22 protein-coding genes are annotated in these 24,776 nt (G+C 68.5%); 10 read left to right on the top strand and 12 right to left on the bottom strand.

What is annotated here, in order from left to right; translation table 11 throughout:
• The first annotated feature begins 20 nt into the window (after nucleotides 1-20).
• Nucleotides 21-1,100 (top strand): dienelactone hydrolase family protein, encoded by a 1,080-nt coding sequence (locus PUT80_RS16720; RefSeq protein ID WP_275292732.1) that lies wholly within the window; start codon nucleotides 21-23, stop codon nucleotides 1,098-1,100.
• On the opposite strand, the gene PUT80_RS16715 is transcribed toward PUT80_RS16720, so the two are convergent.
• Genes PUT80_RS16715 through PUT80_RS16700 form a run of 4 tightly spaced genes read right to left on the bottom strand, consistent with a single transcriptional unit; the run spans nucleotide 1,086 to nucleotide 4,673 of the window.
• Nucleotides 1,086-1,910, bottom strand: a complete 825-nt coding sequence (locus PUT80_RS16715; RefSeq protein ID WP_275292816.1) for a carbohydrate ABC transporter permease — start codon at nucleotides 1,908-1,910, stop codon at nucleotides 1,086-1,088. The two genes, PUT80_RS16720 and PUT80_RS16715, sit on opposite strands and share 15 nt — an antisense overlap.
• Entirely contained in the window at nucleotides 1,910-2,794 is an 885-nt protein-coding gene (locus tag PUT80_RS16710; RefSeq protein WP_037816770.1) for a sugar ABC transporter permease, read from the bottom strand. The genes PUT80_RS16715 and PUT80_RS16710 overlap by 1 nt, the downstream gene beginning before the upstream one ends.
• A 5-nt stretch (nucleotides 2,795-2,799) precedes the next feature.
• On the bottom strand, nucleotides 2,800-4,065 hold the full coding sequence (locus PUT80_RS16705; protein WP_238604274.1) for an extracellular solute-binding protein: 1,266 nt from the start codon (nucleotides 4,063-4,065) through the stop codon (nucleotides 2,800-2,802).
• A gap of 14 nt (nucleotides 4,066-4,079) precedes the next feature.
• Entirely contained in the window at nucleotides 4,080-4,673 is a 594-nt protein-coding gene (locus PUT80_RS16700) for a LuxR C-terminal-related transcriptional regulator (protein ID WP_037816773.1), read from the bottom strand.
• A 171-nt stretch (nucleotides 4,674-4,844) separates the two neighbouring features.
• On the opposite strand from PUT80_RS16700, the gene PUT80_RS16695 reads away from it, so the two are divergent.
• A complete protein-coding gene (locus PUT80_RS16695) occupies nucleotides 4,845-6,047 on the top strand; it encodes a glycoside hydrolase family 3 N-terminal domain-containing protein (protein ID WP_275292815.1) in 1,203 nt (400 codons plus the stop codon).
• A gap of 208 nt (nucleotides 6,048-6,255) precedes the next feature.
• Here the strand turns inward: PUT80_RS16695 and PUT80_RS16690 are convergent, their stop codons facing one another.
• The gene (locus PUT80_RS16690) at nucleotides 6,256-7,668 is read right to left on the bottom strand and encodes a tetratricopeptide repeat protein (protein WP_275292727.1); all 1,413 of its coding nucleotides are present in this window, start codon (nucleotides 7,666-7,668) and stop codon (nucleotides 6,256-6,258) included.
• 99 nt (nucleotides 7,669-7,767) lie between these two features.
• On the opposite strand from PUT80_RS16690, the gene PUT80_RS16685 reads away from it, so the two are divergent.
• Both PUT80_RS16685 and PUT80_RS16680 read left to right on the top strand, forming a co-directional pair.
• Nucleotides 7,768-8,682 carry a ferulic acid esterase gene (locus PUT80_RS16685; protein WP_275292725.1) on the top strand — a complete coding sequence of 305 codons (915 nt, stop codon included), beginning with the start codon at nucleotides 7,768-7,770 and terminating at the stop codon, nucleotides 8,680-8,682.
• 42 nt (nucleotides 8,683-8,724) lie between these two features.
• Nucleotides 8,725-9,132: a hypothetical protein gene (locus tag PUT80_RS16680; protein ID WP_275292723.1), complete on the top strand. Its 408-nt coding sequence runs from the start codon at nucleotides 8,725-8,727 to the stop codon at nucleotides 9,130-9,132.
• Here the strand turns inward: PUT80_RS16680 and PUT80_RS16675 are convergent.
• Nucleotides 9,125-10,285: an NAD(P)/FAD-dependent oxidoreductase gene (locus PUT80_RS16675; RefSeq protein ID WP_275292721.1), complete on the bottom strand. Its 1,161-nt coding sequence runs from the start codon at nucleotides 10,283-10,285 to the stop codon at nucleotides 9,125-9,127. The two genes, PUT80_RS16680 and PUT80_RS16675, sit on opposite strands and share 8 nt — an antisense overlap.
• Before the next feature lie 208 nt (nucleotides 10,286-10,493).
• Here PUT80_RS16675 and PUT80_RS16670 point away from each other — a divergent pair, with 208 nt between their 5' ends.
• Nucleotides 10,494-11,858 (top strand): cytosine permease, encoded by a 1,365-nt coding sequence (locus PUT80_RS16670; RefSeq protein ID WP_275292719.1) that lies wholly within the window; start codon nucleotides 10,494-10,496, stop codon nucleotides 11,856-11,858.
• Here PUT80_RS16670 and PUT80_RS16665 read toward each other — a convergent pair.
• From PUT80_RS16665 to PUT80_RS16645, 5 genes are read right to left on the bottom strand one after another with little or no spacing between them, the layout of a single operon-like run.
• Nucleotides 11,827-12,699 (bottom strand): hypothetical protein, encoded by an 873-nt coding sequence (locus PUT80_RS16665; protein WP_275292717.1) that lies wholly within the window; start codon nucleotides 12,697-12,699, stop codon nucleotides 11,827-11,829. The genes PUT80_RS16670 and PUT80_RS16665 overlap by 32 nt on opposite strands.
• The gene (locus PUT80_RS16660; RefSeq protein ID WP_275292715.1) at nucleotides 12,699-15,185 is read right to left on the bottom strand and encodes an Hsp70 family protein; all 2,487 of its coding nucleotides are present in this window, start codon (nucleotides 15,183-15,185) and stop codon (nucleotides 12,699-12,701) included. The genes PUT80_RS16665 and PUT80_RS16660 overlap by 1 nt, the downstream gene beginning before the upstream one ends.
• Nucleotides 15,178-15,678, bottom strand: a complete 501-nt coding sequence (locus tag PUT80_RS16655) for a hypothetical protein (protein WP_275292713.1) — start codon at nucleotides 15,676-15,678, stop codon at nucleotides 15,178-15,180. Before PUT80_RS16655 ends, PUT80_RS16660 begins: the two co-directional genes overlap by 8 nt.
• Entirely contained in the window at nucleotides 15,678-17,021 is a 1,344-nt protein-coding gene (locus PUT80_RS16650) for a hypothetical protein (RefSeq protein ID WP_275292711.1), read from the bottom strand. Before PUT80_RS16650 ends, PUT80_RS16655 begins: the two co-directional genes overlap by 1 nt.
• Nucleotides 17,022-17,071: 50 nt before the next feature.
• The gene (locus PUT80_RS16645; RefSeq protein WP_238604265.1) at nucleotides 17,072-18,109 is read right to left on the bottom strand and encodes a LacI family DNA-binding transcriptional regulator; all 1,038 of its coding nucleotides are present in this window, start codon (nucleotides 18,107-18,109) and stop codon (nucleotides 17,072-17,074) included.
• Nucleotides 18,110-18,263: 154 nt separating this feature from the next.
• On the opposite strand from PUT80_RS16645, the gene PUT80_RS16640 reads away from it, so the two are divergent.
• The 5 genes from PUT80_RS16640 to PUT80_RS16620 all read left to right on the top strand — a co-directional run bounded on the left by PUT80_RS16640 (nucleotide 18,264) and on the right by PUT80_RS16620 (nucleotide 23,100).
• Nucleotides 18,264-19,562: an ABC transporter substrate-binding protein gene (locus PUT80_RS16640; RefSeq protein ID WP_275292708.1), complete on the top strand. Its 1,299-nt coding sequence runs from the start codon at nucleotides 18,264-18,266 to the stop codon at nucleotides 19,560-19,562.
• A 2-nt stretch (nucleotides 19,563-19,564) separates the two neighbouring features.
• Complete coding sequence (locus PUT80_RS16635) at nucleotides 19,565-20,527, top strand: sugar ABC transporter permease (protein ID WP_275292706.1); 963 nt, start codon at nucleotides 19,565-19,567, stop codon at nucleotides 20,525-20,527.
• Nucleotides 20,524-21,348, top strand: coding sequence for a carbohydrate ABC transporter permease (locus PUT80_RS16630; RefSeq protein WP_134667461.1), 825 nt, complete (start codon nucleotides 20,524-20,526; stop codon nucleotides 21,346-21,348). The genes PUT80_RS16635 and PUT80_RS16630 overlap by 4 nt, the downstream gene beginning before the upstream one ends.
• Nucleotides 21,349-21,350: 2 nt before the next feature.
• Nucleotides 21,351-22,733: a GH1 family beta-glucosidase gene (locus tag PUT80_RS16625; protein WP_238608243.1), complete on the top strand. Its 1,383-nt coding sequence runs from the start codon at nucleotides 21,351-21,353 to the stop codon at nucleotides 22,731-22,733.
• Nucleotides 22,734-22,866: 133 nt separating this feature from the next.
• A complete protein-coding gene (locus PUT80_RS16620; protein ID WP_134667463.1) occupies nucleotides 22,867-23,100 on the top strand; it encodes a hypothetical protein in 234 nt (77 codons plus the stop codon).
• 605 nt (nucleotides 23,101-23,705) lie between these two features.
• Here the strand turns inward: PUT80_RS16620 and PUT80_RS16615 are convergent.
• Nucleotides 23,706-24,554: an ion transporter gene (locus tag PUT80_RS16615; RefSeq protein ID WP_275292702.1), complete on the bottom strand. Its 849-nt coding sequence runs from the start codon at nucleotides 24,552-24,554 to the stop codon at nucleotides 23,706-23,708.
• Between the last annotated feature and the right edge of the window lie 222 nt (nucleotides 24,555-24,776).

Raw genomic sequence — 24,776 nt, 5'->3', positions numbered from 1 at the left:
CAGGACGGCAGAGTTCCGGCATGCGCTTCCGAACAGTCCTCGCCGCTGCCCTCCTCCTCACCGCCTTAGGGGCCGCGCCCGCCGCGGCGGAGACCACTTTCGAGCTGCCTACCCCAACTGGCCCGCACGCGATTGGCGAGCGCGATGTCCACCTCGTCGATTCGGCGCGGGACCGGGAGCTGATGATCAGCGTCTGGTACCCCACTCGGCCCGGCGCTGGGCCGAAGGCGTCGTACCTGCCCGCAGCGGCCGCGTCGTACTTTGATCAGGGGGCGGCACCAGCGTTGGGGCTGCCGACCGGCAAGGTCGACTGGGCGGCCGTCCGGACGCACGCCCGGGCGAACGCGCCGGTGCAGGGGCGGTGGCCGGTGATCGTGTACTCGCCGGGCTGGGCGTCGCTGCGGGCGCTGGGCAGCGCAACCGCCGAGGATCTCGCCAGTCGTGGGTACATCGTGGTGACCATTGATCACACCGGCGAGGCGCCGTTCGTCGTGTTCCCGGACGGGCGCGTGGTGTTCTCCCAGCAGAGCAAGGACCTGGTGGCGGGGATGCGAACCCGGGTCGCGGATGTCCGGTTCACTCTTGACCAGCTGCCCGGCATTCCTGGGCTCGGCAAGGCAATGGACCTGAGCCGGGTCGGGGTGATCGGGCATTCGTTCGGCGGGGATACCGCTGCCGAAGTGTCCACAGTGGACTCCCGGGTGGACGCTGCGGCCGATCTGGACGGGTGGCTCGCTTACGACGTCGACGGCAAGCAGCTCACTCGCGCGGGCGCGGACGGGGTGACGCGGCCGGTGCTGCTGATGGGGTCGTCGGGCAGCACCAGCGACGGTCAGGCGCGCAGCCATCGGACGTCACCGGCGTGGAAGTCGTTGTGGGAGCACACTTCGGCACCCAAGCAGGACATCACGCTGGCGACCGCGATGCATTACAGCTACACCGATGTCCAGTGGTTCCTGCCGAAGCTGGCGCAGCAAGTGCCGGTCGATCCGAAGGTTCAGGAGACCCGGATCGGGACGATTGATCCTCGGGTGAGCATCACCGTGCAGCGGTCCGCGATCGCCGAGTTCTTCGGGCAGTACGTCTCACGACGTCCGTAGGCCGGTCGAGATGCTGCGCACCAGGTTTCGGCCGAGGAGCAAGAACAGGATGATCACTGGCAGGACACCCAGGGTCGCGCCGGTCAGCATTAGGGCGTAGTCAGTGAAATAGCCGCTGGCCAGCTGGGACAGGACGACCTGCACGGTCGGCGTTTGCGCCGGGTCAAGGACTACCAGCGGCCAGAAGTAGTCGTTCCACGCGCCGAGGAAGGTCACCATGGCCAGGACGGTCGCTTGTGGACGGATCGCCGGGACTGCCACGTGCCAGAACGTGCGCAGGATCGACGCTCCGTCCACAGTGGCCGCGTCTACCAGGTCCTGATCGATCGAGCCCTCGCACGCCTGGCGCATCCAGAACACGCCGAACGCACTCACCAGCGCGGGCACGATCACCGCCTCGAGCCGGCCGTACCAGCCGAAATCGCTCACCACCAGGTAAAGCGGCACGACGCCCAGCTGTGCGGGCACCATCGCCGAGCCGACCACGATGAAGAACAGCGTGTTGCGGCCGCGGAACCGGAGCCGGGCGAAGGAAAAGCCCGCGAAGCTGGACAGGACCACATTGGACACCATCACTGTCGTCGCGACGATCAGCGAATTGCCGATCGCGAGCCAGAAGTCCACGGTAGTGAAGACACGCTGGACGTTGTCGAAGAGATGGCCGCCGGGCAGCAGCAGCGGAGAGGTCTCGCCGATCGCCGCGTTGTCCCGAGTGGACACCACGAACGACCAGTACAGCGGGAACAGCGACGAGGCGACCAGCCCCACCAGCACCGCGTACACCCAGCCCCCGGCCCGGCCCCGGCGGATCACGGCGCACCCACGAACCGGCGCACCAGCCGGTAGTTGAAGATCGCGAACACCAGGCAGATCACGAACATCACCCAGGACAGCGCCGCCGCGTATCCGGCGTCGAATTTGCCGAAGCCCTTTTCGTACAGATACATCGTGAGGGTCTGGAACTGCCGGTCGTTGCCGCCCGCACCGCCGTTGCCGGTCGCGTCGAACAGCTGCGGCTCGGCGAACAACTGGAGCCCGTTGACCGTCCCGGCGACCGCGGTGAACGCGATCGTCGGGCGGATGCCGGGCACCGTGATCGACCAGAACGACCGCCAGCGCGAGGCACCGTCGAGCGCGGCGGCCTCGTACAGATCCTGTGGTACCGCTTGCATCGCGGCCAGGTAGATGAGCGCGTTGTAGCCGGTCCAGCGCCACATCACCATGCTCGCGACCGCGAGATGCGACGACCATTGATGCGACTGCCACGACACCGGCGGCACCCCGAACCAGCCGAGCACCTCGTTGACCACGCCGTAACCCGAGCTGTACAGCTGCGCGAACACCAGCCCGACTGCGACCACGGACACCAGGTTCGGCAGCAAAAGCCCGGCCCGCCACCAGGTCGCCGCGCGCAGCGGCCGGTTCAGCAGCGCGGCGATGCCGAGTGCGAGGAAGAACTGCGGAATCGCGGCGAGCAGGAAGATGCTGACGGTGTTGAGAAACGCGTTGTAGAACCGTGGATCGCTGAACAGCTCCGCGTAGTTCGCGAGGCCGAGGCCGCCTTCCGGACCGGACAGCAAATCCCAGCGATGCAGCGAAACCCATGACGTGTACAGCAGCGGGAACGCGCCGAACAGTCCGAAAAGGACGAAGAACGGCAGGATGAAGACGTAGGGGGTGAGCTTCCGGTCCACGACAGCTACTTGATCGCGTCGCGGCCCATCCGGACCGCGTCGGCCCACGCCTGCTCGACGTTCTCCGTCCCGTCCTCGATCCGGCCGAGCGCGCGGCCGAATTCGGGACGTACGTCCGCGTCGTGCAGGCCGCGGTAGTTCGGCCGCAGCCGGTCCGCCGACGCCGCGTAGATCTGGCCGACCGGCGCGTTGGAGAAATAGGGGTCGGTGTGCGCGACGACCTGCGGATCCTGGTACACGCTCGGTTCGCTCGGCAGGATTCCGTCGGAAAGGAAAAGTCGTTTCTGCTGCGCGGGCGCGGTCAGCCACTGCGCGAGATCGTAGGCTTCCTTCGGGTGTGCGCTTTGCTTCGGCACGGCGAGGAAGGAACCGCCCTGGTTGCCGCTGTTGCCCGGCACCGTGGTGACGTCCCATTTGCCGCTGCCCGCGTCGCCGCCGGCTTCCTTGATCTGCGCGAGCATCCACGCCGGGCACGCGATGGTGGCGAAGGTGCCCTGTTTGATCGCGACGTTCCAGGCCTGGGTATAGGTGGTCGCACCGGCCGTTTCGTGGGCTTGCGCGAGACCGCCGGACAGCTGGAAGGCATTGCGGACGCTGGGATTGCGGTCGGCGATGTAGGAATCGTCCTTGGCGGAGAAGTAGTTCTCCGGCGACTGGTTGAGCATCGCGGTGTAAACGGTGCCCGCCGAATCGGCGAACTTCACCTTCGGCAGCTTTTCGGTGAACCGGGCGGCGGCGTTCGCGTACCCCTGCCAGTCCGGCATCAGCTCGGCGACGGCCTTGCGGTCGGTGGGCAATCCGGCCTGCTGGAACAGATCCCGGCGGTAGCACATCGCGAGGCTGCCCATGTCGGTGCCGAGTCCGAAGACGTAATCGCCCGCGGTGCCCTGCGCCCACTTCCACGGCGCCCATTGCTGTTTGAGCTTGTCCGCGCCGTAATCGGCCAGGTTGACGAATTTGTCCTTGGCCCGGATGTACTTCGGGATGTACTGCTCCTCGACCGCGACGACGTCGGCCGCGCCGCGACCGGCCGCCAGCTGCGTGGCGAGGCTCTTGAAATGCGTGTCGAAATCGGTGACCCGGCTGCGGATCTCGATGTTCGGATGGTCCTTCTGATACTGCTCGAACAACGGCGCGTAGCCGAACTCGCCGAACGTGGCCACGCTCAGCGTGATCTTCCCCGAGGACGCGGCGGAACCGCACGCGGCCGCCAGTAACAGGAATGCGGCGGCGAGCGCGGCAACGGCCGGGCGCCGGGTCAGCTTTCGCACGTGGTGAGCATCCTTCAAATCACTCCGGCGCGCAGCGCGTAGGCGACGGCGTGCGGACGGTTCCGCAGCTTGAGCCGGTTCGTCATTCCGTAGATCACATTCTTCACGGTCCGCTCCGAGTAGCAGAGCTTGTTCGCGATTTCCGCGGTGTCCCAGCCCTCGGCCATCAGCCGCAGCACGTCGACCTCTCGCGGCGACAGGTTGGTGCGGTCGCCGCCCCGGCGCAGGGTCTCCGCCTGCTGCAGCAGGTCCCGCATCGAGGTCTCGCGCCCGGAGGCGGCGGCCACGATGCTTCGCACCAGCTGGTCGCCGCCGATCGCGTCGCGCGGCAGCACCGCGGCGACGTGCCAGGCGGCCAGCTCGGCGAGATCGTCGGCGTCCACGTATCCGGCGACGAACACGATGGCCGCGGGGGTCTCCGAGGCCGCGGCCCGCAGCGCCGCCTTCACCTCGCGGGTGACGCGGTTCGCGGCGAACACGAGCACCGCGGCTTCACCGCGCTGCTGGCCCGGCATCACCCGCACCTCGCGACGCGTGCGCAGATGGTCGATGAGGCCCGCGAGGGTGATCGGGTCCGAAGCCCATGCCGCAACCTTGACCTGATTCATCGCTGCCTCCCCGGTGCAGAGCCTGTGCTTGTCGTGTGCCGGTCAGTGTGCCCACCGCGGCTTCACGAAATCTCTAGTCGGGACGCGCTCATTCTTCACAGCGTGAAGTTGGGCCCGCCGGTGGGGTTCCGTTACCGTCACGGAGACCTGTCCAGACCAGCAGAGGAAATGATGAAGGCGCACGCACGACCCCGCTGGAGCACCGCTGGAGCCGTCAGCGCGTTGACGCTCATATGTGCGCTTTCCGCGTGCTCCGGGGATCGTTCCGCTTCCGGAACAGCAACGCCCACCGCGCTCACCCCGCCGAGTGCGGGGAGCTCGCCGCAAGCCGCTCCACCTGCGTCAACCTCGCCGGCGCAGACTGTGCCGGGACGGGGGTCGTGTGCGTCGGCGGTGTCGGCGATGGATCCGCGGGCACGCGTGGCGCAACTGGTGGTGCCGGGCGTCAACGCGGGCGATCCGGCGGGCGTCGCGAACCTCGTGCGGACGCAGCAGGTCGGCGGGATCTTCGCGGGAGACAAAAAGACCACGCTGTTGCAAAATGGCGCGCTCGACGGGGTCCAGCGGGCGGCGAAGATCCCGGTTTCGGTCGCCGTCGACGAGGAGGGCGGCCGCGTGCAGCGCATCGACGACCTCGACGGCTCGCTCCCGAGCGCCCGGCAGCTGGCGGCCTCGAAGACGCCGGACGAGGTGCGCGCGATCGGCGAGCAGCGGGGCAAGCAACTGCGGGCACGCGGGGTGACCGTCGACTACGCACCGGACGCGGACGTGAGCGACGAACCCGACGACGCGGTGATCGGCGACCGTTCCTACAGCCCGGACCCGGAAAAGGTGCGGCAGTACGCACTGGCGTTCGCTGAGGGCCTGCGCGCGGCCGGAGTGCAGCCGGTGCTGAAGCATTTCCCCGGCCACGGCCACGGCTCGGGCGACTCGCACCGGGGCACCGTCGTCACGCCGCCGCTGGATCAGCTGCGCCGGGTCGATCTGGTGCCTTATCGCGACATCTCGGAATACGGACAGGTCGCGGTGATGGTCGGGCATCTCGAGGTGCCTGGGCTGACCGGGGACGAGCCCGCCTCGCTGGCTCCTGAGGCGTATCGGTTGCTGCGCAACGAGTTCCACTTCACCGGTCCGGTGATCACCGACGATCTCGGCGGGATGAAGGCGATCACGGACCGGTTCGCGCTGCCGGACGCGGTGCTGAAGGCGTTGCAGGCGGGGGCGGATCAGGCGTTGTTCTCCTCCGGGCACAACGACGTGGGGGCGGTCGTGGACCGGCTCCAGCGGGCGGTGGAGAGCGGGGAACTGTCCGGGGCGCAGGTGCAGGCTTCGGTGGAGCGGGTGTTGGCGGCGAAGGGGTTTTGCCGTCCTTGACCTGGCGAGGGGGCTGGGTAGCGTCTCGCGCTGGCGTCGGAAGACTGGGGCGGCGAGCGTGGCTCAATCCGGCGTTGCTCGCTCTCGCCGAGCGGAATTGCGCTCGGCGACCCCGCACTTTCCGCGATCCCGGTCCATCCAGCCAAGGGCATAGGCCCGGACCACCTCACCTCGGCGGAAACCGCCCTGCTGCAAGGCAAACCCGGACTCACTCCTGGATCTGAGCCAGCTCCGCAGCAGCACTCACCGTCAGGGGATGGTCCTCCCCCAGCACCCTTCGGCACCTCGGCAGCAGGTCGTCCAGCACCTCAAGCGCCGCGGCCCGGTCGTCGAGGCGGAGGTGGATCCGCACCAGGTTCCCGGTAGTCCGCAGGGTGCCCAGTGCGTCCGGGCCCAGGGCGCGGCGGGTTCGGGCCAGGACGTCCTCCGTCTGGTCGCGGGCGCGTTCGTATTCGTTCAGCCCCATGTACGCGACGCAGAGGTTGCTCGCGACGATCAGCGTCAGCGGATCCTCCTCACCCAGGACGCGGCTCGCTCGGGGCAGCAGGTCGGCCAGCAGGTCGCGTGCCTCCGCGTGTTCGGTGGTGCCGATCAGGCAACCGGCCAGGCGGTTGGCGGCGGCGAGGGTGTCCGGGTGGTCCTCGCCCAGCGCCGTGGTCCATTCGGCGTGGATGAGCCGGCCCAGGGCGGCGCCGGGATGAGCTTGTCCGGAGACGAAGAGGTAGCGCAGCACTCGGATGAGCAGCGCGCGGCGCTCCGGCGGCTCGTGGCTTCGGAAGTCGCCCGAGGCGGCCGCCATTCGGATGGCGTTGGCGACGCGGCGGTATTCGGGCCACGATTCCTTCAGGTCGGGATCCAGGTCCACGGCGGCCGGGGCGTCCGCGAGCGGAGCCAGCACGGGGTAGGACGAAGGCTGGTCCCAAAGCGAAACGGGCGCACCCGACGCGGCGAGCAGGTTCGACGGGCAGCCGCGTTCGTGGAAGAGATCGCAGCCGGAACTGAGCACCGTATGCGAGCGGCCGGAGTAGAGCGCCGGCACCGGGTACGCGTGGAACGGCTCGCCGTGGTTGTCGATGACCGTGGTGCCATGGCGGCCCGCGCAGGTCCAGTCCACTTCCAGCCGCCAGGCGACCTCGTGGGTGGTGGTGATCGGTTCGATTTCGAACTGCTCGACATCGGTGGCGCTGACGGTGAAGGGGAAGTCCGGGCCCTCCGCGACCAGCCGCGGCGACGGGGCGTCGAAGTCGGTCGTGAAGGGACGCGGTTTCAGGTGCCCGCCGACCCGGACCACCAGGCAGGCCGGGCGCGGCGGGGTTCGCGAGACGACCGCGATCCGCGCGGATTGCAGGACGACTGCTCGGTTCGTTCTGGCTTCCACCGTGATGACGTGGACCGTCCCGCCGGGCACGGCGACCTGCGGCGGATCGGTGTCGAGCACCAGGTCGGCCAGGGTTCCGCCGGGTTTCAGGCGGACCGAGGCGATGAGCGGGTCGGCCAGGTCCGCCGGACTGTCGCCCGACCGGCCGACGTTGATGTCGCCGTGCACCGCCCCGGCCATCACGACCTTGTCGAACTGGCCGCCGGCGATGCGGTTGACAGAGGACTCTTCCGCGTCCGTCACGGGAACGAGCCTAGCCGTTAACTCAATGAACGAAAGGTTCGTCCGGGGCCGATGCGGGGTGACTATTGTCGCGCTCGCCCGTCGATCGAGGAGGATCGGATGTCCGGACGTTTCCGTGCAGGCGTTGCCGTACTAGCGGCGGCGATCGGACTCGGGGTGCTCGCCGCGCCCGCATCGGCCGAAGCGGTATCGCCGACGACCGGGTGCGGGCAGGCGGTCGCCCATCCCGGCGCCACGACCGTCGAGCATCTGACCTCCGGCGGGATCGATCGCGAGTACCGGATCTACGTGCCCGCGCGGTACGACTCGCACCGGCGGTACCCGGTCGTCCTCTCCTATCACGGGCACGGCCGCACGGCGGAGTACCAGGAACAGCTGTCCGGCTTCTCCGGCTCGGACGTGATCGCGGTGTACCCGCAGGGCGTCACCGGCACCGACGGCAAATCCGCCTGGACCGGCGCACCCTACTCGGCCCCGGTCGACGACGTCCGCTTCACCGGCGACCTGCTCACCTCGCTGCAGCACCGGATGTGCGTGGACCCGGCCCGGATCTACGCGGCGGGCAAATCGAACGGCGGCGGGTTCGTCGGCGTGCTTGCGTGCCGGATGGCCGACCGGATCGCCGCGTTCGCCCCCGTTTCCGGCGCGTTCTACCCCCAGGGCGGCGCCTGCCAGCCGAGCCGGAAGATCGCGCTGCTCGACTTCCACGGCACCGCCGACACCACCATTCCCTATACCGGCAATCCGGCCAAGGGACTGCCGTCCATTCCGGACTGGTTGAACGGCTGGGCCGCCCGCGACCAGTGTTTCCCTTACCCCGTCTCGGTTTCTCCGGTGCGGAACGTGGTGAAGCAGTGGTGGCCCGGATGCTCGCTGGTGCATTACCGGATGGAAGGGGCCGGGCACGTCTGGCCGAGCACTCGCCCGAACAACGACTCCGACACTCCTTCCGCGCTCGACGCCACTCCGGTCATCCTTCAGTTCTTCAAAGCGCACCGCCTCGCCGGAGCCTGAATTCCCGCGCCGCGCGATCCCCCGGTATGGCATGGTGACCCGGTGCACCTGCCATCCTCAGCTGACCAGATCCGGCGCTTCGAATGCCTCCGGATCACCGACATCGAGACCCGGGACTGGGTCAGCATCCCCGGGAAAGTGCTCGGCGTTTGGGACGGCGAGGACGCCGCCGCGACCGCCGAGCTCATCTCCGACCTGCCCGACGGGGAGTTGATGCGCTGCTTCCTGCCCCGCTACGGCGTTCGCGCGCACGGTGCCGAAGGGGTCTTGTTCGAGCTCGCCTTCTGCTTCCGCTGCAACGGCGTGCTGACCCTGCTGCCCGGCAGGGCAGAGCACGAGCTTGACCCGTTCGACGCGGAGTCCGCGCCCGCCCGCCGCCTTCTCGAGAAGTTCAAGGCTATAGACCCGAACCCCGCCGTACCTCGCGGCAGCCAGGCACCCCTCAGCTGACCCGTTCCGCCGGTTCCCGCTTCTTGGCGAGCATCCGGCGGAACCCTTCGGCGACCACCTTCGCGGTGTCCTTGCCGTTGTTGGCGGTGATCCGCTTGACCATCTCCGCGGACTCCGCGGCGATCGCCTCGCTGCGGGCGAACATCCGTTCCTCGTGCAGAGCCAGCGCGGTCTCGACGTCGTCGGGATGCGCGGCCAGCAACTGGGCGAGGCCGGAACCGTCGAGCATGGCCAGGTTCGCGCCTTCGCCGTTCGGGCCGCGCAGGTGTGCGGCGTCGCCGATCAGCGTCACGCCCGGGGTCCGCTCCCAGCGGTGCACGCCCGGCAGCGTGTAGTGCCTGCGCAGGATCGGCGGGGTGTCGCCGCCGGAGATCAGCTCGCGGATTTCCGGGGCCCAGTCGGCGAACTCGGCCGCGATCCGGGCGAGCGCGTCCTGGCGCTCGAGGCCGTCGAGTGCGTCGAACCACTCCGCGGGCTTGTTGAGCATCGCGTAGGTGTGCAGGGCGTCGCGTTCGCGGTGCACCATGATGCGCCGGTCCGGTCCGGGTGAGCCCATCCCGCCGCCGCCCACGACTTCCGCGGCCGCCGGATGGCGGGTCTCAGCGTCGTAGAGGTAGGTCTCGACGAAGGCGAGGCCCATGTACTCCGGCGTCGCGTCGGACAGCAGCGGCCGTACTCGTGACCACGCGCCGTCCGCTCCGACCAGCAGCTTCGCGACGACCGAACTCCCGTCGGCGAAGGAAACCTCGTGGCCGTCGGCGACCGTGCGGACGCCGCTGATCTTCCGGCCCCAGCGGACGGTGCCGTCGGGGAGCGAGTCGAGCAGCATCTGCCGCAATTCGCCGCGCAGGAGTTCGGGACGGCCGCCGGTGCCGTCGTCGGGGTGGTCCAGCAGGACGGTGCCGTCGGGATCGAGGATCCGCATCTGCTGGCGGCCCTCGAGGATCAGGCCGCGGAACTCGTCCATCAGGCCGGCCGCCTCGACGGCGAGCTGGCCGTTGTAGTCGTGAATGTCGAGCAGTCCGCCCTGGGACCGCGACATCGGCGACGGTTCGGCCTCGTAGACCTCGGCCGGGATCCCGTGCAGGTACAGGACCCGGGCCAGGGTCAGTCCGCCGAGGCCGGCGCCGACGATGGTGACTGGAGTCTGCATTGTTCTCCCCTGTGTGCTGGTGACCTCCGAAGAGTGGCGGCCGTCGCTGGCACCGGCCGCACACTTCGCTGGCAGTCCGCTGCCAGGCGCTGACAGCTGGTCAGGGTCTGGGATCCGAGACAGAATCGTCCGGCGGCTACTTGGCCGCAACGGCGCGCTGACGTTGAGTTCGTCCAGCGCATTCACCGAAGAACCGCAGGAGGGGCACGTGGCGGCCACACTGGAGCGACGCTCGATCGACCCGGTCCCGGAGTCCGAGCGGCACGGGCACCCGCGCAGCCTCTTCACCCTGTGGTTCGCCGCGAACACCCAGATCACGTCGGCGGTCACCGGCGCGCTGACCGTGCTGGTCGGCGTGCATCCGCTGTGGGCGATCGTCGCGGTCGTGGCGGGCAACGCGCTCGGCGGCATTCCGATGGCGCTGCACGCCGCGCAGGGGCCGAAGCTCGGCATTCCGCAGATGATCCAGTCGCGGGCACAGTTCGGGGTATACGGTGCGGCGCTCCCGCTGGTGCTGGTCGTGGTGATGTACCTGGGCTACTTCGCGAGCGGTTCGCTGCTCGGCGGCCAGGCCGTCGCCCAGATCACGCACCTGCCGACGGACGCCGCCATCGCGGTCTACGCACTCGCCTCGGCGCTGATCGCGATCGTCGGATACCGGCTGATCCACCGGTTCGGCTGGCTCGCGTCCGCGCTGTCCGTGATCGTCTTCCTCTACCTGACGATCCGGCTGATCAGCGGGCACGACCTCGGCACCGTGCTCGCCGCGCCGCACCTGGACTTCCCGAAATTCCTCCTCGCGGTCTCCCTGACCGCGTCGTGGCAGCTCACCTTCGGCCCGTACGTCGCCGACACCTCGCGCTACCTGCCGGCGGCGACGTCGGTGCGCGCGACGTTCTGGTGGACCTACGGCGGCACGGTGCTCGGCGCAGTCTGGGCGATGTCGTTCGGTGCGCTGGCCTACGCAATTGCCGGGAAGGCGTTCAAGGGCCACGAAGTCGCGTACGTCGTCGGCCTCGGCGGCGAGGCGCTGCTCATCCCCTTGCTGCTGGCCATCGCGCTCGGCAAGTTCACGGTGAACGTGCTGAACATCTACGGCGGCTACATGACCGTCGCGACCGCACTGACCGGTTTCGGCCGCCGCGCCGCGCTCTCCCAGGCGACGCGGATCGGCTACATCGCAGGCGTCGGCGTGGTCGGCGCGGTGATCGCCATCCTCGGCCGCGGGCAGTTCCTGTCGAACTTCGTGCTGTTCCTGGACTTTCTGCTGTACTTCCTGACGCCGTGGAGCTCGATCAACCTGGTCGACTTCTATCTGCTGCGCAAGGAAAAGTACGACCTCGACGCGCTCTACGACCCGAACGGCCGCTACGGTCGCTGGGCCTGGCCCGCGCTGGCCGCGTACGTGCTCGGTATCGCGGTGCAGATCCCGTTCGCCAACGTCGAAGGCATTTTCGTCGGGCCGATCGCTCCGCTGCTTGGCGGCGCGGACATCTCGTGGTTGCTCGGTCTCATCGTGCCCGGCGCGTTGTACGTGGCGTTCATGCGCCGGTCGGTCGCACTTCGAGTGTGACTGTCCGGGCTGAATCCGCGCCTTGATCCGCGCTGGAGACGGCGAACGCGGTCAACGGCAGCCCGCTCTCCGCGGCCAGCACTCGGGCCGCGGAGGACGCGCGCGCCAAGGAGACCGTCGAACCGCCGCTTGCTGGGCCGCCGGGGACTGCGACGCCGTGGCCGATCACGGTGACGCGAAGTGGCTGTCCTTTGAGGACAGGAGCCCAATCGGTCAACGCCGTTCGCCCGGCTGCGTTCGGAGTTGTCGCGTTAGGACTGAACAGGCTGCGGTCGAAGCTGACGGTGACCGCGTCGGAACCGGCCTTTGTGGACACACCTGGTGCGGCCAGCGTTTGCGCTAGCTGCTTCAACCTCTCCTGCCGTTCCTTCGCGGCGGTGGCATCGCGGGATTCCTGGCCGTGGAGACGATCCAGCTCTGCGCGGAGGCTGTCGTCCGGCTTGACCGCGGTGACGACTGGAGGAGGCAGCTGTCGCGTAGTGAAGACCACCCCACCCGCGATCGCGCCGCCGACCAGCACCACCGCACCGGCGGTGAGCAGATATCGCCGAACCGGCCGCCGTCGCAAGCGTCCAGAGTGGACTTTCGCGATCACCCGACGTCCCGCCTCCGCAGCGGAATTGTCCGGTTGCAACGCCAGGACGGCCGCCCACGCCGCGTCCGCCGCCGCTAGATCGCCGGACTGTGCGTGCACGCGAGCCAGCAGGTCGAGCCGCGCGGGATCGCCCGCCGAATCCGGTTCCAGGAGTGCGACGGCGGCCTCGTAATCGCCGCGTCGGGCTAGGTCGGCGCCTTCGGCGAGGACGAGTTCCCGTTCCAGTGCCTGCGAAAGCCCGCTCATCACCGCTCCCCGCGCAGAATGCCGCCGCCTGGCTGACCTGGCCGGTCGTCCGGGAGCAAACGGCGCAACCGGCGGTTGACGTCCGGCAGCGCGGCCCAGTTCGACGTCGCGACCACGTGCTCGCCCTCCCGGATCAGCTCCCGCGCGCGGGCCGGGTCGGACATCGTGTCCCGCGCGGCCCGCAGCGCATTGAACACCTCCAGGTCCAGCGAACCGTCCCGGCGCAGCAACAGCACTTGCAGGTCCAGCGCCCGCTCGGACAGCCGCTCGCCCGCTTCGGCGTCGTGCGAGTCGGCGATGGTCGCGTACCGGCGCTCGATCTCGGCCAGCTCGGTCCGGTCCTCGTCCGCGCCGACCCGGTCGACCAGCTCGCGGCAGTGGTCGATCTGGTCCCGCAGCCGTTCCAGCACCTCGGGTACGCGCAACTCCGCCTCGATGTCGTCGAGATCCGCCTGCACGTCGCGCATCCGCCGTTCCGCGGCGACCGCGGCCCCCTCGTCGGTGCCGCCGGAGCGCACCTCGTCCCGGACCGCCGCGACGCTGCCTTGTTCGTCCAGCCGGTTCAGCAGTCCGCGCGCCCGGTCCGAACGCGTCCCCTCGACCTGCGTCCGCACCTGCTCGTGCCGCGCTTCCAGCTCGTTCAGCAGCCGCCGCAGCGTCTGCGGATCCGGCACGTGCTGCTGTTTGAGGTCGATGACCGCCTCGAACTCGTTGTCCAGCAACGGAACCTCGGCCACCACGGATACCTGGCGCGAATCGTCCATCTCGAAGGTCATCACAACCTCGCTGCCGCGCGGCAGGTCGAACCGCACGTCCTTGGCGCGGATTTCGATGACGCCCACCTGCTGGTTCCGCTCGCCGCGACGACGTTCGCCCTCCGCGACCGGAATCCGGATCACCGAGGAAGTATTGCCGCGCAACAGCGTCGCCGTGGTGAAGAACGTCTGCCGTTTCGCGGCCGGCAGCGGTGCGTTCTTCATCAGCATTGGGGTGAAGGAACCATCAGCCTCGGTCAGGCCGACCGTGTTGACCACGGTCTGGCCCATCATTTCGTTGAGCTGGTGGGTGATTGTGAGCGAGTCCGGCTGCACTGGAACGCGCGCGCCGGTCGGGTCGAGCAGCTCGATCTCGAACCGGTTCGTGCTCAGCTCGTCGAGCACCGCGTCGACGGTGAACGTGCCGTCGGCGGAAAGCGAAACCTCGGACGTCCGGTAGACCGGCCTGCGCTGCGGTGCGCTCAGCGCAATCCGGAACCGCGACCAGTCCGCCGAACCGTCCGTCGAGCAGCGACCGGACACCGGCACGCTCGGCAGGCTGGTGGTGGCCGGATAGGACAGTTCCAGCGAGTACTCGCCGCGTTTCGCCGGGCGCACCGGCCTCGGGCGCGCCACAGTTCCGGCGTATGCGGCGGCACCACGCGCCACCACCGTGCTCGGATCCTGACTGTGGTCGAGCGGAATACCAAGCCCGACTGACGGATCAGCCAGCAGCTCGCGCAACCCGGGCGCGAGCGTCGGTCCGCCGACAAGCAGCAACCGGTCGATATCCGCCGGGCGCAGATTCGCCGATTCCAACGCGGTCCGGCACAACTGCACGGCACGGAGATAAAACGGCCGCGCAACCTGATCGACTTCCTCGCGGCGCAGGGTGTACTCGAACATCTCCTCCTGCCCGTCGCCCCGGTCGAGGTCGAGCAGCACCTGAGTCTGTTCCGCTTGGGAGAGCTGGATTTTCGCGGTCTCGGCGGTACTGCGCAGCCGGGCGAAGTTCCGCCGCCAGCGCGGGTTGTCCCGGCGGAAATCGGTGAGCCCGAGTTGTCGCACCACCTCCGGAGCCAGCACGTGGTCCAGCACCGCTTGGTCGATGTTGCGTCCGCCGAGGTGCGTGTCGCCCGCGTGGTGCAGCACGCTCAATTCTCCCTCGGCAGTGCTGACCACCGCGGAGTCGAACGTGCCGCCGCCGAAGTCGAACACCATCCAGTGCGCGCCTTTGCTTTCGTTCTGGAACCCGAACGCGAACGCCGCCGCGGTCGGTTCCTGCAGCAGCGGGCAATTCCCGGTGAACCCGGCCAGTTTCGCCGCTTCCTGCGTCGCCTCGGTCTGGTTCAGCAGGAACGCGGCGGGCACGGTGATCACCGCCGCGTCCGGCATTTCCCGCGGAGCAACGGAACTGCGCAGCGACCGCAGCACTTCCGCGGACAGTTCCACCGGCGTCATGCTGACCCCGGCCTTCGGGAATTCCCGCCGCGCGTCCGGCAATCCCATCGACTGCTTGAATTCGACCTGCACACTGTCCGGGTCGTCCTCGAGCCTGCGCCGCGCCCCCGCCCCGATCTCGATCACGCCGCGCCGGCGGCACCAGACCGCGGAGGGCGTGTAATCCATCTGCATGTTGTTCTTGATCACCGACACCGCACCGTCGTCGAGCACCGCGATCGCGCTGTTCGTGGTGCCGAGGTCGATCCCGAAATCGATCGTGTCACGCATCCGCTTCCCCGTTCCCCCGGGCGGCCGGGCGCCCGACGATGACCTGTCCCATTTGGATCCGGCGGCCGGTCAGGTAAATCGACGGCCGCACGGTCTCCACCACCCGCTCGACGTCCAGATCCGGTTCGTCCTGGAACAACAGCACCTCGAGCGCCATCCCGGAGCCGAACGGGATCCGGTCGTGGTCCTGCACCAGCACGCCCGCCGCATCGAGCGCGTCCTGGCTCGCGCTGAGGAACCGGCCCGCCTGCCGCGCCACCCGGTCCTCGGCACCGGCGAGCTTCCGCCGCGCCCGCCACAACGCCGTCGCCGCCTCGGCCAGGTCCGATTCGGACAGTGGCAGCGCGTCGTCCTTAGTGGTCAATACCGCGGCGAGCTGTTCGAGTAATTCCCGCAGCCGAGCGCGTTCTTCTGACTGGAGGCCAGGTTCGGCGATCCGGAATTCCTTGTGCTGCTTGCGTTGCCGCGCTTCTTCGCCCCGCCGGTCTCGCATCACAATCTCCTCCGCAGCCGAACGAATGGGGCGACATACAACAGCGCCGCCGCCACGGCGACAGCCAGCCAATACGGCAGCTCAACCGGACTGAGCGCCAGGTAAACCACGAAGTCCAGCCCCAGCAGAACCGGGTACCGGCCCGGCTCGATCCACGGCCGGGCCGCGAGGAGGCAATTCGTCAACGCCCCGGCAACCGCGCCGAGAAAGATGACCGCAAGCAGCGCGCCTTCCGGAAGCTTCAAAGCCAGGAACACTGAAGCTGCCAACGCGTGTAGCAAGGCCCCGAAAATCCGCGCCGCCGACGGTTCCCGCTCCGGCGGCGGAGTCGGCGCGTAGACCGTGGCAGCGAACTCGTTGCGCGCCACGGCTTCCAGCGTCTCCGGATCGAGGCTGTGTCGCCGGGCGACCGCGAACACGTCCCGGATCAGGCTCGCGGACGCGCCGCGCACCTCCGCGAGGGCGACCCCGATGTTGTTCGCCACCACCGCGATCGACTCCGAAAGCGCGGCTGTGCGCCGGAATTCCGCTCGCGGGACCACCTCTTCGAGCCGGTCGAACAGCGGCTCGACCTCTTTGACGGCCCGCTCCGCGGCGGCCTGCACCCGATTGCCGTCCAGGTCGCCCCGAAGGTCTCTGAGCAATGCCTCGACCCGCCGGTACGTCCCGTCGGCGATAGCCGCCCGCGCGTCCTCGACCGCGTGCCGATCAGCCTCAAACAACGCGAGATACCCGGTGAACCGCTGCGGCTCAGCCGACCTCGTGGCTACTTCGATCAACGGTGCGAGCAACGCGTCTGGCAACGCCGTCCGTAATCCGTCCACAGTGGATTCGTCAAGCCGCCGGTCGCCCAGTTTCTCGACGCGGTGGTTCAGGTGCCGCCAGAAGGATTCGCTCCGCAGCACCACCGTCCAGCAACGGGCTGCTTCAGTCCACAAGGGAGCCGGGTGGTCGTCGGTGCGGTCGGCTTCCGCGTCGAGGGCTGCCGCGTACGCAGCGACCGCGTTGTCGTGCGCGCGGTGGAGCTGGAGCGGGCATTCGCAGTCGACCGGCATGCCCCAGATCCAGAAGACCTCGTCGACGAACCGGTGTTCGGTGTTGCCGAGCGCGTCGAAGGCTGCCCGCACCTCGTCGACGGTCGCGTCCGCGGGCACCCCGTCCGGCACCGCGCCGCCGACTTCGAGCACCCCTAGAACTCGAAGTCGCCGCTCCCGCACCTCGCGCCGGGTCGCGACCGCGGTGAGGCCGACGAGCCGGAACGGGTTGCGCCGGTACAGCTCGGGGGTCGACACCTCCCGCACCCGCGCCGCGGCGGTCCGGCCGCGCCCCTCGTTCGCTCCCATGCCCGGGAAGGTAAAACGACCCGGCTGGGAGGGGTCCCGGAAGAACCGGGCTAGCTGGACCCGCTCGACTCCCGGACGACCAGCGACACCGGCAGGATCTGCGCACCCGGCGCGACGTCCTCGCCGTCCAGCAGCCGCATCAGCGTCGAGACCATCGCGTGGACCTGCTCGCGCGGATCCTGATGCACCGAGGTCAACGGCGGGGTCATGGCCGGAGCCAGCGCGGCGTTGTCGTCGAAGCTGACCACCGCGACATCACCGGGCACGTCGCGTCCGGCATCCGACAGCGTGCGCAACGCGCCCACCGCCATCATGTCGCTGCCGACGAACACCGCGTCGAGATCGGGCACCCGTTCCAACAGCGCGGCCATCGCTTTCGCGCCGCCAGCCAGGGTGAAGTCAGCTTCTTCGGCCAGCCCGGACGGATCGATCCCGGCGTCCACGAGCGTCTTGCGCCAGCCGGCAAGCCGGTCGATCGGCGCGCCTTGATCCTGCGGACCCGCGATTGTCGCGATCCGGCGACGGCCGGACTCCACCAGGTGCGTCACCGCCTGCCGAGCGCCGCCCTCGTTGTCGAAATCCACCAGGTGCACGCCCCGGCGCAGATCGGCGGCCGGTCCGCCGAACACCGTAGGCAGCTTCAGCAACCGCAACGCCCGGGGCAGCGGATCGGCGCGGTGCGGGGCGAACACGAGGACGCCGTCGACGTGGCCGCCCTCGAGAAACCGCACGGTCCGCCCGAGATCCTCCCGGGTGTCGCTGAAGAGCAGCACCATCTGACAGCCGACGTCGGCCAGTTCCCGGTAGCCCGCGCGCATCACCGCAGTCCGGTACGGGTCGTCGAGCAGTCGTGCTTCCGGCTCCGAGAGCACCACCGCGATGGCACCGGTCCGCCGGGTGACGAGCGAGCGAGCCGCCTGGTTCGGCGAATACCCGAGGTCACGCGCCGCGGCCAGCACCTTTTCGCGCGAGCGCGCGCTGACGTACGCGTCGTCGTTCAGCGCCCGCGACGCGGTGGACCGCGAGACCCCGGCGAACGCCGCGACGTCCTCCAGCGTCGGCCGCTCGTCCTCGGACCGAGGCGCCACTCCGCCCACCCCCTGACTGTCGATCGGGTCAGCTTAACGGGGTCTGCCCGGGAGCGCTCCCGGAGACTCTGGCCTTGACATCCCCCGTTACCTGCAACACACTCGTTCGGCATCTGGGAGCGCTCCCAGAACGACTTCCAAGGGGTTGACGACGGTGACAACGTTCCGGAAGGGCCTGGTGCTGGCACTGGGCATCACGATGACCGCGGTGAGCGCCGCGGCGTGCGGCGGTGGTGGCGGCGACGTGCCCGCGGCGGCCGGGCCGAACGAGCACGTGGACCTGACGCTCGCGACGTTCACGGAGTTCGGCTACGAGGCGCTCATCCCGGAGTACGAGCGGCTGCACCCGAACATCAAGATCACCCACCGCAAGACCGGTCAGGGCGGGCCGTACGCCCAGGACATGATGACGAAACTCGCGGCGGGCTCCGGACTGGCCGACGTGCAGGCCGTCGAGGAAGGCCACCTGTCGGACATCCTCAGCAAGTCCTCGAAGTTCAACGACCTGAGCCAGATCGGGCCGTCGGGCGTTTCGCCGGACCGGTGGCTTTCGTGGAAATACGACGCAGGCAAAGACAAGAACGGCAAGCTCATCGGCTACGGCACGGACATCGGCCCGCTCGCCATGTGCTACCGCAAGGACCTGCTCGCCGCGGCCGGGCTGCCCAGCGACCCGCAGGCGGTGAAACCGCTGTTCGCCACCTGGGACAGCTACTTCGCGGCCGGCGCCCAGTACACCGCCAAGACCGGCAAGGCGTGGTTCGATTCGGCGGCGCAGAACTTCAACTCCATGGTCAACCAGCTGCCGGTCGGCTACCTCGACACCAACGACAAGCTCACCGTGGAGAACAACCAGGGCATCAAGGACGCCTGGGCGAAGGTGACCGACGCGGTCGCGAAAGGCGAATCGGCGAAGCTCACCGCGTTCAGCAACGAATGGAATTCCGGGTTCAAGCAGAGCGCGTTCGCGACAAAAGCCTGCCCGGCGTGGATGCTCGGGGTGATCAAGGAACAGGCCGGGCCGGACAACGCGGGCAAATGGGCGGTCACCGCGGCGTTTCCCGGCGGAGGCGGCAACTGGGGCGGGTCGTATCTGACCGTGCCGAAGCAGAGCAAGCACCCGCGGGAAGCCGCTGAACTGGCCGCCTGGCTCACCGCGCCGGAGCAGCAGATCAAGGCGTTCGAGGCCAAGGGCAACTTCCCGAGCCAGGCGAAGGCGCTGGAAAGCCCGCAGCTGCTGAACGCCACCGACGCGTACTTCGGCGGCGCGAAGATCGGCGAACTGTTCGCCGAGCAGGCGAAGAAGGTGGCGAAACCGCAGTACAAGGGCCCGAACGACGGTCAGATCCAGGAAAACGTCGCCAGCCCGGCACTGCAATCGGTGGAACAAGGAGCCTCGGCCGCGGACGGCTGGCAGCGGCTGGTCGACGGCGCGAAGAAACTCGCCCGCTGACGATGACAGTCATCGACAAGGTCGCTCCGGAAAGCCGGGCCGCGCCGCGGCCCGGCCTCCGCGACCGGCTGGCGCGCTGGGATGTCAAGGTCTCGCCTTATCTCTACGTGGCACCGTTCTTTATCGTGTTCGCCATCGTGGGCATGTTCCCGTTGCTGTACACGGCTTATGTTTCGCTGTTCCATTGGGAGGCCGGCGACGACAATCCCGATTTCATCGGACTGGACAACTTCAAGGAACTCTTCACCGACGCGCAGTTCTGGCACGCACTGGAAAACACGGTCAGCATCTTCCTGCTGTCCAGCGTGCCCCAGCTGATCATCGCGGTGCTGCTCGCCGCGGTGCTCAGTCTCCGGTTGCGCGGCGCGACCGGCTGGCGGGTCGGCATCCTGCTGCCCTACGCGGCGAGCTTGGTCGCGCTGGGGATCATTTTCGCGAACCTTTTCGGGCCGCGCTACGGCCTCGTCAACGGCGTGCTGCAGACGTTCGGGCTGTCCCCGGTGGACTGGCAGGCCAATCGGTTCGCCAGCCATGTCGCCATCGCGATCATGGTGAACTGGCGGTGGACCGGGTACAACGCGCTGATCGTTCTCGCTGCCATGCAAGCGATTCCGAAGGAATTGCACCAGGCCGCACTGATCGACGGCGCAGGCACCGTGCGCCGGTTCACCCACGTGACGCTGCCGCTGCTCAAACCCACGCTGATCTTCGTCACCATCACGTCGACGATCGGCGGGCTGCAGATCTTCACCGAGCCCAAGCTGTTCGACGCGATGCCCGGATCGAACAACGGCGGCTCCACGCATCAGTTCCAGACGGTGACGCTGTATCTGTACCAAAGTGCTTTCGAGAACTTCAATCTCGGCTACGCGTCCGCGATCGCCTGGGTGCTTTTCCTGATCATCATCGTGATCGCGCTCGTCAACTACTTCGTCACCGGACGGCTCGCGGGGAGGCGAAAATGACCGGGCTCGGCAAACCGCGCAGGGCGACCTACGGCGTGCTGATCGTGTTCGTGCTCGGCTCGCTCTTCCCGTTCTACTGGTCGTTTCTCGTCGCCAGCCGCGACAACGGAATGCTCACCGAACGGATCCCGCCGCTGCTGCCGGGCGGCAACTTCTTCGCCAACGCGGCGCGGGTGTTCGACACCGTGCCGTTCTGGCGGGCGCTGGCCAACAGCGTCATTGTGTCCGGCACGGTCACGCTCACCACGGTGCTCTTCTCGTCGCTGGCCGGGTTCGCCTTCGCCAAACTGCGCTTCCGCGGCCGCAACGGGTTGTTCGTATTCATCGTGGTGACGCTCGCGGTGCCGACCCAGCTCGGCATCATCCCGCTGTTCATCGCGATGTCCAAACTCGGCTGGGCGGGCGGGCTGCAGTCGGTGATCGTGCCGAACCTGGTCACCGCGTTCGGCGTGTTCTGGATGCGGCAGTACACAGTGGACGCTCTGCCGTACGAACTGATCGAGGCCGCGCGCATGGACGGCTGCAGCATGATCCGGGTCTTCTGGAACGTGTGCCTGCCCGCGGTCCGCCCGGCCGCCGCGATCCTCGCGATGTTCACGTTCATGACGTCCTGGAACGATTTCCTGTGGCCGCTGGTGGTGCTCGACGCGGGCAATCCGACCGTGCAGGTGGCGCTGGAGAAACTGCAAAGCGGTTACTACGTCGACTATTCGCTGGTGCTCGCGGGCACCACGCTGGCCACGATTCCGATCCTCATCGTCTTCCTCCTGCTCGGCCGCCAGATCGTGGCCGGGATCATGCAAGGCGCCGTGAAAGGGTGACCATGTCCGCACAGCCGATCCCCGACGTGCTCGCGTTCCCGGACGCGTTCGTCTGGGGCGCCGCCACGGCGGCCTTCCAGGTCGAAGGATCGACCACAGTGGACGGACGCGAGACGTCCGTCTGGGATACCTTCGCCGCGCGCCCGGGCGCGGTGGCCCGCGGCGACACCGGCGACCCGGCGGCCGACCACTACCGCCGCTACGCCGACGACGTGGCGCTGATGCAGTCACTCGGGCTCACCGCGTACCGGTTTTCCCTGTCCTGGCCGAGAATCCTCCCGCACGGCAAACCGGAACCGCGCGGACTGGACTTCTACGACCGGCTCGTGGACCGGCTGCTGGCCGCGGGCATCCAGCCGTGGGCGACGCTGTATCACTGGGATCTTCCGCAATCGCTGGAGGATCGCGGCGGCTGGACCGCGCGCGACACCGCGTACCGGTTCGCTGAATACGCCGAGGTCATCGCGGCCCGGCTCGGCGACCGGGTGGCCAGCTGGTCGACGCTCAACGAACCGTGGTGCGCGGCGATGCTCGGCTACGGTTCCGGCGTTCACGCGCCCGGCCGGACGTCCCCGGAAGCTGCTGTGGCGGCGGCGCATCACCTGCTGCTGGCGCACGGGCTGGCGATGGACGTGCTCCGGCAGCACACGAGCAGCCCGTCCGGGATCACGCTGAACCTGTACCCGGTCGTCGCGGACTCATCCGACGATGCCGACGCCGACGCCGCCCGGCGGATCGACGGACTGCAGAACCGGTTGTACCTCGACCCGTTGCTGCGCGGCGGCTACCCCGCTGACCTGCGTGAAGACCTGGCCCGGTTCGGCTTCGACGCCGTGGTGCAGGACGGCGACGAGGCGGTGCTCGGCAAGCCGATCGACTGGCTTGGCGTGAACTACTACCGCGGCTACCGGGTGGCCGGATCGGCGCGGCCGGGAAGCATCCCGGCGGGCCGGGAGTGGCCGGGAGCCGACCAGGTGCACTTCGTCCCGGACCCGGCCGCGCCGCGCACGGATTCCGGCTGGGAGGTGCGTCCCGGCGGGCTGACCGAGTCATTGCTGCAAGTGCATCGGGACTATCCGCCGGTGCCGTTGTACGTCACGGAGAACGGCGCCGCGTATCCGGACCCGATCCGCGACGGCGAAGTCACCGACGACGACCGCATCGCTTTCCTCGACGCACATCTGCGGGCCGCACACGACGCACTGGCCCACGGAGTTGATCTGCGCGGGTACTTCTACTGGTCGCTGCTGGACAACTTCGAATGGGCCGAGGGGTACGCGAAACGCTTCGGTCTCGTGCACGTCGATTACCGCACTCAGCAGCGCACGCCGAAGCGCAGCGCACGGTGGTACGCGGAGGTGATCGCGCGCAACGCGTTGCGGTGACCTACTCCCGGGTTCATTCGCACCGCCGGGAAAGACTTTCTCTCGGGTTTCGCGTCACGGGTTCCGGGCGCGGCCGTCGGACCAGTGCCGGGGCCGCCCCGAACGGCCCCGCGAGCGGAGACTGGAGTGTCCGATGACGGTGCGAAGCCGGGTGACCGACGAGGTCACCACGTGGCTGACCGGGGAATTCGCGGGCCGGGTGCCCGCCGAGGCGATCAAGGTGGTGGTGCGGGCGGCGGGCCGGGACCTCGACGGCAGGGTCGTCCCCGATGAGCACGGCGACCTGCTCTACCGCGTGGCGCGGGCCCGGCTGGTGCGGATGCTCTCCGCGCCGGACGAGCCGCACATCCCGCGTTCTCGCCGGTAAGGCGTTTGTTCCCCGGATCCGCACGGGTCCGGGGAACAGCTGTGCCCGGGCCTTTCGGTGGCCCGAGGTAACCGAGCGCGCGCCGACCGTGTTCGACGCGCGCCGGGGGCTGCTACGAGCCCGGCACCCGGCTGCTCAGCGGCGCGTGCGAACGCTCCGGCGGCCACCAGACCTGCGCGGGCGGCGGGGGTACGTCATCGTCTGGAAGTTCGAGTGCGTCCGCGCCGCTCTGCCAGCGGTTCCAGTGCACGGAGCACAGTCCGCGCCACAAGGAATCCTCCGTGCAGTCCCGCCGGCGACACCTGCGTACCTGCTGCCCGCTATCAATCACGTCCACGACTCCAAACCGCGCTCAACCTCCCCGCCGGCTCCAGTCTGCCTCGGCTCCGGCGGGAACGCCCCGTACTCGCGCCAACACAACCCTTGTGCAGCAACGGAACGAGAGATCTCACCCTACTCCAGGCGTCTGTGCGCGCGCCGCGCGACCACAGTGCACTCTTTCAGCGGTTGACGCGTTCACTGCCCGGCGTCAACGGTGAATCTCCTGTGCTGCAACGGAGAGTGCGCACCCGACGGCGCACGGTAGGTATGTCCACAATGGATGATCAACGCCGCGGATGCTGGGCGTCGTACTCGTGCGCGGCGGTGCGCTGGGTGCGGGTGCGCAGGAGCTGCTCGTCCGGGGACTCGTCCACATCGGCCAGTCCGAGCGCGACCGCGCGGCGGATCTGCTCGCGGTTGTCGCGGACGACGGAGGAGAAGAAGTCGTCGATGCGCGGGTCCAGAAGGACTTCCAGCAGGACCCGGAAGGACGTGTCGACGGTGACGCGGACGATCTCGTCGTGGAACGGCAGCCTGCGCAGTCTGCCCAACTGCGGGTCCTCGGAGATCTTTTCGGTGATGATGGCGCGGAGTTCGGTCTTGTTTTCGCTCAGGGACTTGGCAAGGTTCTCCGGGTAGTTCCCGGTTTCCAGCACCTTGACCACCTCGTCGAGGACGGCGATGGTGACGGGCTTTTTGATGGCGCGGACTATGGGTTCGGAGAGTTTGTCCACCAGGCGGTAGGTGAACTGCTCCCCTACCGCGCGGTCGGCGGCCCTGCCCAGGCGGATGATCAGTAGGATTACGCCGATGACGTGATGGTTCGCGGTGAAGGCCGGGTGGGCGACCGGGATCATCGCGAAGATTTCGTACCAGGTGCGGGCCAGGAAGGCGGCGCGCCAGCCTTGTTTGCGCCAGCGGTGGAGGAGTTCCAGGAAGAAGATGCCGCAGATGATGCAGTCGGCGAGGAAGAACCACTGGCTGATGTTGGGCGGGGGCGGGCCGATGAGGAGCCAGGCCAGCATGCCGGTGGAGACGACTGCCAGGGCGAGCATGATCCAGTCGTCGGCCCGGACGTTGCCGGGGAGGACGCCGCTGTTGAGTTCGACTTGGGCCGGACGGCCGGTGGTCATGCTGGCTCCCTGGTGCTGGGGTGTTGCTGGGGGTGATGATTCCATGGGTCTTGGGTTGAGGCAGGGAGGAAGCGCCGGGACTGCTCGTGCTTCGCACATCGCGGCTCTGGTTGCGTGGGGCACCCCGAAGCTTGATTGTGCTGACGGTCTGAGGGTGCTTGTCAAGGCGGGAAAGATGCCTTGACAAGCACCCTCAGACCGCAGGAGAGCTTCGTATCGGGG

Source organism: Amycolatopsis sp. La24, from assembly GCF_029087445.1.
Lineage (GTDB): Bacteria > Actinomycetota > Actinomycetes > Mycobacteriales > Pseudonocardiaceae > Amycolatopsis > Amycolatopsis nivea.
The sequence above is the reverse complement of the archived record's forward strand: the minus strand, read 5'-3'. Positions and strand labels throughout refer to the sequence as shown.

Excerpts from the sequence above, each read along its gene's own strand:
- PUT80_RS16625 (WP_238608243.1), top strand. The coding sequence starts at position 21,351 with ATGTCCGCACAGCCGATCCCCGACGTGCTCGCGTTCCCGGACGCGTTC.
- PUT80_RS16635 (WP_275292706.1), top strand. The coding sequence starts at position 19,565 with ATGACAGTCATCGACAAGGTCGCTCCGGAAAGCCGGGCCGCGCCGCGG.
- PUT80_RS16665 (WP_275292717.1), bottom strand. The coding sequence starts at position 12,699 with ATGAGCGGGCTTTCGCAGGCACTGGAACGGGAACTCGTCCTCGCCGAA.
- PUT80_RS16720 (WP_275292732.1), top strand. The coding sequence starts at position 21 with ATGCGCTTCCGAACAGTCCTCGCCGCTGCCCTCCTCCTCACCGCCTTA.
- PUT80_RS16650 (WP_275292711.1), bottom strand. The coding sequence starts at position 17,021 with ATGGGAGCGAACGAGGGGCGCGGCCGGACCGCCGCGGCGCGGGTGCGG.
- PUT80_RS16675 (WP_275292721.1), bottom strand. The coding sequence starts at position 10,285 with ATGCAGACTCCAGTCACCATCGTCGGCGCCGGCCTCGGCGGACTGACC.
- PUT80_RS16615 (WP_275292702.1), bottom strand. The coding sequence starts at position 24,554 with ATGACCACCGGCCGTCCGGCCCAAGTCGAACTCAACAGCGGCGTCCTC.
- PUT80_RS16685 (WP_275292725.1), top strand. The coding sequence starts at position 7,768 with ATGTCCGGACGTTTCCGTGCAGGCGTTGCCGTACTAGCGGCGGCGATC.
- PUT80_RS16620 (WP_134667463.1), top strand. The coding sequence starts at position 22,867 with ATGACGGTGCGAAGCCGGGTGACCGACGAGGTCACCACGTGGCTGACC.
- PUT80_RS16700 (WP_037816773.1), bottom strand. The coding sequence starts at position 4,673 with ATGAATCAGGTCAAGGTTGCGGCATGGGCTTCGGACCCGATCACCCTC.
- PUT80_RS16655 (WP_275292713.1), bottom strand. The coding sequence starts at position 15,678 with ATGCGAGACCGGCGGGGCGAAGAAGCGCGGCAACGCAAGCAGCACAAG.
- PUT80_RS16630 (WP_134667461.1), top strand. The coding sequence starts at position 20,524 with ATGACCGGGCTCGGCAAACCGCGCAGGGCGACCTACGGCGTGCTGATC.
- PUT80_RS16695 (WP_275292815.1), top strand. The coding sequence starts at position 4,845 with ATGAAGGCGCACGCACGACCCCGCTGGAGCACCGCTGGAGCCGTCAGC.
- PUT80_RS16660 (WP_275292715.1), bottom strand. The coding sequence starts at position 15,185 with ATGCGTGACACGATCGATTTCGGGATCGACCTCGGCACCACGAACAGC.